The 11007-nt window shown below is 41.6% G+C and carries 7 protein-coding genes; 3 read left to right on the top strand and 4 right to left on the bottom strand.

All coding sequences use genetic code 11. The features are described 5' to 3' along the window. Nucleotides 1–952 (top strand): CHAT domain-containing protein (locus tag V7K89_RS33500; protein WP_335195111.1); only part of this gene is annotated, 952 nt, incomplete at its 5' end. A gap of 288 nt (nucleotides 953–1240) precedes the next feature. Here V7K89_RS33500 and V7K89_RS33495 read toward each other — a convergent pair. The 4 genes from V7K89_RS33495 to V7K89_RS33480 all read right to left on the bottom strand — a co-directional run bounded on the left by V7K89_RS33495 (nucleotide 1241) and on the right by V7K89_RS33480 (nucleotide 4583). Then, on the bottom strand, nucleotides 1241–1858 hold the full coding sequence (locus V7K89_RS33495; RefSeq protein ID WP_335195109.1) for a 50S ribosomal protein L25/general stress protein Ctc: 618 nt from the start codon (nucleotides 1856–1858) through the stop codon (nucleotides 1241–1243). A 63-nt stretch (nucleotides 1859–1921) separates the two neighbouring features. Further along, complete coding sequence (locus V7K89_RS33490) at nucleotides 1922–3265, bottom strand: adenylosuccinate synthase (protein ID WP_335195107.1); 1344 nt, start codon at nucleotides 3263–3265, stop codon at nucleotides 1922–1924. Nucleotides 3266–3781: 516 nt separating this feature from the next. Beyond that, nucleotides 3782–4057, bottom strand: a complete 276-nt coding sequence (locus V7K89_RS33485; protein WP_335195105.1) for a hypothetical protein — start codon at nucleotides 4055–4057, stop codon at nucleotides 3782–3784. 313 nt (nucleotides 4058–4370) lie between these two features. Continuing rightward, nucleotides 4371–4583 carry a hypothetical protein gene (locus tag V7K89_RS33480; RefSeq protein WP_335195103.1) on the bottom strand — a complete coding sequence of 71 codons (213 nt, stop codon included), beginning with the start codon at nucleotides 4581–4583 and terminating at the stop codon, nucleotides 4371–4373. A 792-nt stretch (nucleotides 4584–5375) separates the two neighbouring features. On the opposite strand from V7K89_RS33480, the gene V7K89_RS33475 reads away from it, so the two are divergent. Beyond that, nucleotides 5376–7403, top strand: coding sequence for a non-ribosomal peptide synthetase (locus V7K89_RS33475; protein WP_335195101.1), 2028 nt, complete (start codon nucleotides 5376–5378; stop codon nucleotides 7401–7403). A 12-nt stretch (nucleotides 7404–7415) separates the two neighbouring features. Continuing rightward, the gene (locus V7K89_RS33470; RefSeq protein ID WP_335195099.1) at nucleotides 7416–10976 is read left to right on the top strand and encodes a type I polyketide synthase; all 3561 of its coding nucleotides are present in this window, start codon (nucleotides 7416–7418) and stop codon (nucleotides 10974–10976) included. Nucleotides 10977–11007: the final 31 nt, after the last annotated feature.

The following is an 11007-nucleotide window of genomic DNA, read 5'->3' as shown; positions in this document are numbered from 1 at the left end:
AGATCATAACTGTAAGGGTTTGCCATACGAATGCAGAAATCAATCACTTCTCTATATATTCTACGTCCTAACTAAGATGGCGACTGCTATACAAGATGAAAGTGATTCTAACTACCGTGAAACTGGCGGTAAACTTTATGATATTCTTATTCGTCCTATAGAAGACAAAATTAAAGCTTTATCCCCCAAAGAACTAAGTATTATCGCTACTGGTCAACTGCGCCATCTACCTTTTGAAACTCTTTCCGACAGTAAAACCAACCAATTTCTGATCGAGAAATATCCTATCAACTATCTCACTCGCATTTCCAATAATTCCCTAAAATCTCCAGGTGTGCAAAATGCCGTACCCCCCAAACTACAAGCTGTTTTAGCATTTGGTAATCCAGTACCCAGTGACCCACAAAATCTCCCAGGTGCAGAGGCAGAAGTTAGAAGTATTAAGGAAATACTGCCAGACAGTGAAGTTTATATCCACAATGAAGCTACCCTAGAAAAGTTTAGATCCCAAGCATTGCGCTTTTCATTTTTGCACTTAGCAACTCACGGCTGTTTCAAAACTGAAGATTGCAAAAAAGTCAAGTTAAAAAATAATACGTTACTATTTGCTGACAAACCCTTAGACATTGCCAATGCTGCTCTTTTAGGGTTACAAGGCACACAACTGATTACTCTTAGTGCCTGTCAAACTGCTGTAGACACTAATTTGAATGATGCTAGCACAGGACTTGCAGGTGTTGCTTATATATTTGAGCGTGCTGGTGCTAAAGCTGTGATGGCAAGTTTATGGGCGGTTGATGATAAAGCTACTCAGCAATTGATGATTCAATTTTATCAAAACCTCAAGCAGGGTATGACCAAAGGAGAAGCTTTGCAAAAAGCTAAGTTGAAGCTAATTAAAGACCATCCTTATTATTGGTCGCCATTTGTGTTGATTGGTGATGCACGTTAAAGTAATTCGTAATTAAGTACGTTAGGCTAAAGCCATAAACTGCGTAGATTGGGTTGAACGTTGAATTGGTAAGCTAATGCGCCTATATATTGCACAAACTTCATGTACACCGTCATTAGTCATTAGTCATTAGTCATTAGTAGTTTCTAAGGACAAAGGACAACCCTCACTAGTTAATGTGCAATTTTAATGCGTAACAGCTTATTACTTCTGTCATCTCTTTGTGCAGGTTTAAATACAAAAAAACCAGGAGTTTCCCCCTGGCTATCATCAAAAATTATTACACACTTACGTAGCTTCTGAGGCTGTTTCACCCTCTAACTCAGCTTCTTCCTCAGCAGCAGCGCTGATTTGCGGCTGCGAGACGCTAACTACGACTCGCTCCGTATCACCAAGAACTGTGACACCTTGAGGCAAGACTAGCTCGTGAATACGCAAGCTGTCTCCAATTTGCAGGTTAGAGACATCAATTTCAATTATTTCTGGGATGTTTTCTGGCGCACAGCTCACTTGCAACTCAGTGATAACGGTGTCTAAAAAACCACCTTCTTGTTTAACACCAACAGCAGTTCCCACATAACGCAGCGGTACTTCTACAGTGGTGTCGCCGTGACCAGCAACTGCAAAAAAGCTGAGATGGTAAGGCGTACCTTTTGCGGGGTGAATCTGAAGTTCCCGCAGCAAAGTTTTACCACGCCAAGGTGCATCGGTAATGTTTAAATCAATCAAGGTGTTGTTGACGGAAGCTCTTTTGAGCAAGCGCTCAACAGCTTTGGCATCAATGGTGAAAGAAATAGATTCTGTACCCTTATGACCATACAAATTGGCAGGTATGAGTCCAGAACGGCGCAAAGCTTTTGGCTTGCTGCCTTCTGGACGTTTTTGAGATTCGACTGTAATAGCCATAAAAGTTGTCCTTCGTCAGTTGTCTTTTGTCATTAAATCCTAGTACTCAATACTCAGCACTCACTAAGCACTAAGTAGGGTAGCAGGTGTGCCGTCGGGGTGCAGTAAAGCGCGTTTGGGCCCGTGGATAGGGTCTTCTACGATTATGGTTTGATCGCGGCTGGCTCCTAGTGAGACGATCGCAATCGGAACTTCCATCAATTCGGCTAAGAATTTTAGATAGTCCAATGCTGCTTGTGGCAAGTCTTCTAGGGTGCGGCAGTGGGTTGTTGACACTTTCCACCCCGGTAAGGTTTTGTAGATGGGGCGACATCTAGCAAATTGACGAGAACTTCTGGGGAAGTGTTCGCTACGTTGCCCATCTATGTTGTATGCGACACAAACTTGGATTGACTCTAATTCATCGAGAACATCCAGTTTGGTCAGCGCCATACAATCCATGCCATTAATCCGCACGGCATAGCGACCGATGACGGCATCAAACCAGCCACAGCGTCGTTTGCGTCCGGTGGTTGTGCCAAATTCCGCACCGCGATCGCACAACAATTCTCCCAACTTTCCATCCAATTCAGTGGGAAATGGTCCCTCTCCCACACGGGTTGTATATGCTTTCGACACCCCAATTACCCGATCAATCATTGTTGGCCCTACCCCAGTACCAACACAAGCCCCACCTGCCACTGGGTTAGAGGAGGTGACATAGGGATAAGTTCCATGATCTAAGTCTAGGAGCGTACCTTGTGCGCCTTCAAACAAAATATTACGCCGTCGCTGAATCGCATCAGATATTTTCAACGATGTATCAACAACATAAGGTCGCAAGCGTTCTGCGTACTTCAAATACTGCTCAATCACCTCTTGTGGATCTAGAGGCGGCAAGTTGTAAAGCTTTTCTAAAATGACGTTTTTATAATTAATTGTCCACTCCAACTGCTCGCGCAGCCCATCCGGGTTCATCAAGTCTAAAACTCGAATGCCTGTACGTTCAGATTTGTCAGCATAAGTCGGCCCAATGCCCCGACCTGTTGTGCCGATCTTATAGCTTCCCCGTCGTTCTTCAGATGCCTGGTCAATCAATCGATGATAAGGCATCGTTACGTGGGCTGTCTCAGATATCAGCAGGTGGTCAGTGGAAATATTTAACTCTTTTAGTTGGTCGAGTTCTGCGATCAAAATCTGTGGATCGATGACTGTTCCACAGCCGATAATGCAATCGGTATTTGGATACAAAATCCCAGAGGGAATCAGGTGCAGTTTAAAGGTCTGACCTTTAACTACAATCGTGTGTCCAGCATTGACACCCCCTTGGTAACGCACCACAACATCTGCAGAACGGCTGAGTAAGTCAGTTATTTTACCTTTTCCTTCATCGCCCCATTGGGCACCTATGACAATGACGTTAGCCAAGAGCTTATCTTAAGAAGTAAAGTTTCCACAAACTATAATTATTAACATATTGCTTGAATCATGTCAAGCTTATTGCAGTAGGGGCGCACATCTGTACATTGGGGGGATGAGCACGGCAAACACATGTTAGAGATGTAAGTGATGGAGCAGCCCATCCAAAATCTGACTTTTTCCACTAAGTTCAAATTAAAAACTTTTTTTTGCGTAATGTTTAGTAATCTCACTATGCCAAGAGCAATTAATGCTGATGGTTCAGGAACAGAAATTTTTTGTGCTGTCAAACTAGTTTCGTAAGAAAGTTTAGGGTTTGTAGCCGACTCAACCGTATAACTAGCTTCAACTTGTTGTAATCCTCCCTCACCGATGGGAATGGAGAAGATACCGTCTTGATCCTTGATCTCCGGTTATTTTTTTACCCAAGTATTTTACTGTCTGGACTTTAGACTAAGAAGCACAAAATAACTCAGCTTCCCTGAGTTGAGAATAACTAAATTAAAAAAGTAGAAAAATTACAAATCAAGCAGGTTTCGGCTCAGCTTTACGTGAAGATGAAGTACGCTTTTTAACTATGGGATAGCGAATTCTACGTTGCCGAGGCTGTCCGGTCTTCCAACCAGGAGATTTACCGCGTGGTTTTGGCGGAATGGATGGAGTAGAAACTCTGACCAAAATCCCAGGCATGGCTTGTGCAACTCGTCCTGGAGTGAGTTGAGTCATTTGTTTATGCCACGGAAGCGGATTGTCAATGACAATATCACGAGCCAGCCATAATTCCCAAGTCATCGGTGGCATTAAATCGCTTCATCGGTCACACTGTTGGGGAGTGGAAAGCTTTGGTAGCGTCCAATGCAAGCGTTGTTTAATCAACCGATACCAATGGTCAACCGCGAAGCGGCGTAAAAAGGGGAGCCAGCGTGTTGGGCGGCTCTGCCGACTTGAAGCGACTGGCGTCGCACATCCGTACTCGATATCCCATAATGTCTGGAGTTTAGACTAGTTCCCGGTGCAAAACTCCAAACCTTTACGGCAATTGATGTACATCAAATATAAGCGCCACCCATCCGAAATTTGAGCAAGAAATTTATAGTACTTTTGAACTAATTTGTTAACTAGTGCAATCAACGGCGAGCATACGGTGGGCGGAACGCCATTGCCAGAGACTGCGGTGTAGGCGATCGCGCCTATAAAATAAATTGATATTAGTAAAGAAACTTTTGAATATATCAAAAGTAGAACATGGCGATACCTTTGGAGTTGGGCTAAACGTAGAAACAATTAATCCTAAGTCTTGACCAACATGTAGAAAACTTTGGCTCATTGCCAAAAGTCGAGACTACAGCAAATAGTTCGTTATTGTGGGGTGAGCATTAAAATGCTCACCCTATTCTCGTTTCGCTGAAGTTCAACCTACCTCGAAGAAGTTACATTACTTAATTAATTGCTAAAATCGCTGGATTCCTGTTATTCAAGGTATTAATTATTCTTGGTTTCTCAAAATAAGCCTACGTACAGTTAATATTCTCATTGCAAATATCTCTAAAGTTTTAATTTTCAATGAAGATATATTGGAAATAATCACGATTTGGAGGAAATAGGTCAGAATGAGAGAACTAAATCTTAGAGTCAGTGCCCTTTCACACAAATATTGTATATTTGCGGCAAAATTTGTTGTGAAATTAATCTTTTAATATAATTTCAAAGCTAACAATGTAACTATTAAATATAAATGGATATACTAGTAACCAAATATATCTAAGTGTTATTTGATTTTTAACTTTATCTGTTTATCTAAATCCAGAAACTAACAATATCATTTTAAATGTAAATACATTTAAAATTTTGTTATTCATTGATACTATAACAATATCATACTCGATATGGTTCACTGGTTTATCCGAAAATCTAAATTGTTAATATATAAAAATATTTTTTATATTGTTTTAGAACCATTTTTAATATTTTTCAATCAATAATATTCTGATTTTGTTTATGTTAGTAATAATATTAAATGCATCCATTGCTAAATTATAATTTTTTTAAGTTAAGATGCAGTATTATTCAATAACTAACTAAGCTTTTTGTAAAAAATATATTTTTGCTCAAGTTAAATATGAAAATAATAACTAGTTCATTATTTAAAAACAAAAATAAATTGCTGATAACCAAGAATCAAACTTCATTATTAGAAAATAATTTAGAACAAGATAATTTAACATTACCTATTTTGAAAAAATCCCAAAAACACCTACTAATTGAGTGGAATTATACTCAAACTGATTATCCTCAGCAAGCGTGTATTCATCAGTTGTTTGAAGCACAAGTAGAGAAAACACCTGATGCTATAGCACTAATTTTTAATAATCAGTATCTCACCTATAGAGATTTGAACAGTCGTGCTAATCAACTAGCAAAACATCTACAATCACTAGGAGTAGGGGCAGAAACTCTTGTAGGAATATACATAGAGCGCTCCTTAGAAATGATTGTAGCCCTTCTAGCTATCCTTAAAGCAGGTGGAGCTTATGTACCATTAGATCCAGGGTATCCACAAGAACGTTTAGCTTTCATGCTGTCAGATACCCAAGTATCTATACTATTAACTCAAAAAGAATTAGTTGCCAAATTACCCACTCACACAGCATTTGTAATTTGCCTAGATGCAGATTGGAATACAATTACTCTAAACAAAAAAGAGAATCTAAGCACTAATATTACTGCTGAAAACTTGGCTTATGTCATGTTTACATCAGGTTCTACAGGTACACCCAAAGGTGTTAGTGTTATCCATCGTGGTGTAGTTAGGTTAGTTAAAGAAACTAATTACGCTCACCTCACATCTGAAGAAGTAATTTTGCAACTAGCTCCTATTTCTTTTGACGCTTCAACTTTTGAAATTTGGGGTTGCTTACTTAATGGCGGACGACTAGTAATATACCCTCCTCATACACCATCTTTAGAAGAATTAGGGCAGATTATTCAACAATACCAAGTTACTACTCTTTGGCTGACAGCTGGTTTATTCCACCTGATAGTAGATGAAAAAATTGATGCTTTAAAATCCTTGCGTCAACTTTTAGCGGGTGGCGATGTTTTATCTGTTCCCCATGTGCAGAAGTTTCTCCAAACAGTAGAAAACTGTCAGCTAATTAATGGTTATGGCCCAACTGAGAATACAACTTTTACCTGCTGCCATACTATAACAGCCCCACTGCAACCAGATGTTTCGATTCCTGTTGGTCGCCCCATTGCTAATACCCAAGTTTATATATTAGATCACAATCTCCAATCAGTATCAATTGGAGAAGCTGGCGAATTGTATATTGGTGGTGATGGATTAGCTAGAGGCTATTTGAACCGTCCCGATTTGACTGCCGAAAAATTTATTTCTCATTCCTTTGATAGTAATTTAGCAACGCGCCTTTATAAGACTGGAGATTTAGCTCGTTATCTTCCAGATGGTAATATTGAGTTCTTAGGTCGGATTGACAATCAAGTAAAAATTCGCGGTTTCCGAATTGAACTAGGGGAAATTGAGCGGGAGATTGCACGACATCCTGATGTTCGGGAAATTGTCGTTTTAGCTCGTCAAGATGAAGCAGGTGAAAAACAGTTAACGGCTTATATTGTCCCTCACTATAACAGTAAATATACACACAATAAATTACGTAGTTTCTTACAACAGCGACTACCTAATTATATGGTGCCATCAGCGTTTGTGATGTTAGAATCCTTGCCTTTGACTGCAAATGGCAAAGTAGATAGATATAAATTGCCAGTACCAAGTAGAGAACGTCCGCAACTGGAACAAGCGTATATTGCTCCCCAAAACGATTTAGAGCGTTCGCTTGCAGGTATTTTGTCCGAACTGCTGAAAATCGATCGTGTCGGGATTGATGATAATTTCTTTGATTTAGGAGCAACTTCAATCTCAATTCTCCAAGTTGCTGCACGAGTAAAACAGGAACTTGGTATTGAGCTACCTGCTGTAAAGCTATTTCAGTATTCAACGATTGGCTCTTTAGCAAAGTATTTGAATTCAAACCAGAATAGCCAACCGTCTTTTGACAAGCTGCAAAATCGTGCCCAACGCCAACAAGCAGCTCGTGCTCGTCGCCGTAATCATCAACAAAATGTTTAAGCAATGGTAAATATGCAAGCATCCGATAACCAAGATCCTAGTGATGGTGTTGCCATTATTGGCATGGTAGGAAGATTTCCTGGCGCTGGAAATGTCGATGAATTTTGGCGCAATCTTTGCGAGGGATTAGAATCAACGACTTTTTTTGAAGATGAGGAACTCGATCCTAGTATCAATCCAAACCTTTGCAAAGATCCTAGCTATGTGAAAGCTAGAGGGATAATTCCTGGAGGTGAAACCTTTGATGCTGCGTTTTTTGGCATTAATCCACTTGAAGCTGTGGTTATGGATCCACAGGCGAGAGTTTTTCTAGAGTTGGTTTATGAAGCCCTAGAAAATGCTGGTTATGAATCAGAGTCTTTTGAGGGTTTGATTGGCTTGTACGCTGGTTGCGGTCAAAATACTTATTTTGCTAACCACATTTCTGGACGTATGGAAATTGTCGATCGCATCGGTGAGTTCCAAACGATGTTAGCCAATGAAAAAGACTTTTTGACAACCCGTGCTGCTTACAAACTCAACCTCAAAGGCCCGGCCGTCAGCGTCAATACAGCCTGTTCCACTTCTTTGGTAGCAGTCATTCAGGCTTGCCAAGCTTTAACTAGCTATCAGTGCGATTTGGCTTTGTCTGGTGGTGTATCTATGACTACACCCCAAAACAGCGGTTATGTGGCGCAAGAAGGCAGTATGCTGTCTGGAGATGGGCATTGTCGTCCCTTTGATGCCAACGCTCAGGGGACAATGTTCAACAATGGCGCAGGAGTAGTTGTCCTCAAGCGTTTAGAAGATGCACTCAATGATGGCGATCGCATCTATGCTGTAATTCGTGGTTCTGGTATCAATAATGACGGCGCTGATAAGGTGAGCTTTACGGCTCCCAGCGTAGACGGACAAGCAGAGGCGATTGCAATGGCGCAAGCTTATGCTAACTTTCACCCAGAAACCATCTCTTATATTGAAGCTCACGGCACAGCTACACCTTTAGGCGACCCGATTGAAATTGAAGCGCTGACGCAAGCATTTCGCGTACATACAGATGCTAAACAATTTTGTGCGATCGGCTCTCTTAAAAGCAATGTCGGACATTTAGTGGCGGCGGCTGGGGTAGCAGGGTTAATCAAAACTGCTCTCGCTCTGCATTATAAAAAGATTCCCCCTAGTTTAAATTTTGAAGCTCCCAACCCCAAAATTGACTTTGCCAACAGTCCCTTCTATGTAAATACCAAACTAGCTGAATGGTCAGAAGGTGAAACTTTGCGACGAGCTGGTGTAAGTTCTTTTGGTGTTGGCGGTACTAATGCTCATATAGTGCTAGAAGAAGCGCCACCAATCCAAAGTTCAGGATCTTCTCGCCCACAGCAGCTATTGTTACTCTCGGCAAAAACTAGTCAAGCTTTAGAGGCTGCAACAGCTAATTTACAGCAGCATTTACAGTACAATGCCGAAATTAACTTAGCTGATGTAGCTTATACTTTACAGCGCGGGCGCAAAGCTTTTAACTACCGACGCAGTATAGTTTGTCACAATATCACAGATGCGATCGCAGCTCTGCAATCTTTAGATCCCAATCAAGTAAATACCCGTCATATAGAAATCCGCAACCCAGCCGTTATCTTCATGTTCCCTGGACAAGGATCGCAATATGTGAACATGGGATTGAATCTCTACAACTACGAACCTGTGTTTCAGGAAGCAGTAGATGAATGTGCTGAAATCCTTAAACCTCTACTGGGCAGGGATTTACGAGAAATCATCTATCCTGCACCAAGCGATGCCCACGGCGGGCTACGCCTACGCGAAACTGCGGTCATCTCGCTGCGGCAAACCTGCTTTACCCAACCAGCATTATTTGTGATTGAATATGCGTTAGCGCAACTGTGGCAAAGTTGGGGAGTCAAGCCACAAGGCATGATTGGTCACAGTATTGGCGAATTTGTTGCTGCCTGTATTGCGGGTGTATTTAGCTTAGAAGATGCGCTGATGTTGGTTGCAACTCGCGGTCGCTTCATGTGGGAGTTACCCGCAGGAGCTATGCTCTCAGTGCGCCTACCAGCCAAAGAGTTAAAACTGCGATTGAGTGCAGAACTAGCGATCGCTGCAATTAATGGCCCTTCCCTGTGTGTAGTTTCTGGCCCCACAGAGGCGATCGCAGTTCTGCAAAAACAATTAGAAAGCGAAGAAGTTGTCTGTCGTCATTTACACACTTCCCACGCTTTCCACTCCCCGATGATGGATAGCATCATCCACCCGTTTGCTGAAGTAGTTGGAAAGGTTAAATTATCGCCGCCCCAAATTCCCTTTGTATCCACAGTTACCGCCGACTGGATTACAGCCCAGCAAGCAACCGATCCGATGTATTGGGCTACACATCTACGTCAGACTGTGCGATTTGCAGAGGGCGTACAAACCCTATGGCAGGAACCAGAACGCTTACTATTAGAGGTGGGGCCGCGAATTACAACTACAACCTTAGCCCGCCAACAAGCAAAAGATATTAAACAACAGATCGCGATTCCTTCTCTGGGTGATAACGCTGCGAACGAAGCCGAATGGACGGTATTACTCAAGGCAGTAGGACAACTGTGGTTAGCAGGAGTATCTATTGACTGGAACAACTTCTATCAAAGGGAAACGCGACAACGAATTCCTCTACCTACTTATCCCTTTGAAAGCCAACGATTCTGGATTGATCCTCTACCTCATCCTAATCGTGCCGCAAATCCCAAACTTTTAAATCCCCAGTTATTAGAAAAGACCCAAATTATGACAACATCTCCTCAGCAAAAGCTCATTCCTCTGCTCAAAGAAATTATCGAAGAAACATCAGGATTGGAAATCGCCAGTGTTGATGATTCGACAACATTTTTAGAAATGGGATTAGATTCCTTATCTCTGACGCAAGTTGGGCTAGCGTTGAAGAAAAAATTTCAAGTCAAGGTAACACTTAGGCAGTTACTAGAAATTTACCCCAATTTAGGAACACTGGCTGACTTTATCAATTCAGCCTTGTCTGCCGAAGCTTTATCTGCATTAAGATTAACAGAAACGGTTGCAGAACCCATTTCAGAACCTACACCTACAGCCACATCACCTACCTTAATAGTGCATGAAGTTCATACAAATGGATCGAATGGATCTGCATCTCAGATTTCTACCCAACCTGCTGTATCTAATAGCGTCCTAGAAAATGTGATTAATCAGCAGTTACAAATCATGAGCCAGCAATTGGCACTATTGGGTAATAACAGTCAATCTCTAACAATTCCAGTTGTACCTGCGGCGACATCTCAAAATAATGGTGTCAAGCCACAAAATACTGTATCTTCTATCCCCCCAACCCAAACCAGCAAAGAAGCAGCATCGATAGACATAGAGTCAAATGGTGCAAAAAAAGCATTTGGTGCGGCGGCTCGAATTGAAAAGACCCAGACTAAAATTCTCACAGCGCAACAACGCACTCATCTAGACAAAATTATCCAAAGATATACAAAGCGGACTCAAAAATCCAAAGAATATAGCAGTTCCTGCTTGAGTGCAATACAGTATGGGATGATGGAGTATATCAACGTCTAAGTGCCTGTAGAATGAAACCTTACTCCTGTGA

Origin of the sequence: Nostoc sp. (genome assembly GCF_036917515.1) — a bacterium.
GTDB lineage: Bacteria > Cyanobacteriota > Cyanobacteriia > Cyanobacteriales > Nostocaceae > Nostoc.
Note: the sequence above shows the minus strand (reverse complement) of the source record. Positions and strands in the feature narration are given on the sequence as shown.

What these genes read in the sequence shown, in the direction of transcription:
- V7K89_RS33495 (WP_335195109.1), bottom strand. Translation starts at nt 1,858, where the DNA reads ATGGCTATTACAGTCGAATCTCAAAAACGTCCAGAAGGCAGCAAGCCA.
- V7K89_RS33485 (WP_335195105.1), bottom strand. Translation starts at nt 4,057, where the DNA reads ATGCCACCGATGACTTGGGAATTATGGCTGGCTCGTGATATTGTCATT.
- V7K89_RS33480 (WP_335195103.1), bottom strand. Translation starts at nt 4,583, where the DNA reads ATGAGCCAAAGTTTTCTACATGTTGGTCAAGACTTAGGATTAATTGTT.
- V7K89_RS33475 (WP_335195101.1), top strand. Translation starts at nt 5,376, where the DNA reads ATGAAAATAATAACTAGTTCATTATTTAAAAACAAAAATAAATTGCTG.
- V7K89_RS33470 (WP_335195099.1), top strand. Translation starts at nt 7,416, where the DNA reads ATGCAAGCATCCGATAACCAAGATCCTAGTGATGGTGTTGCCATTATT.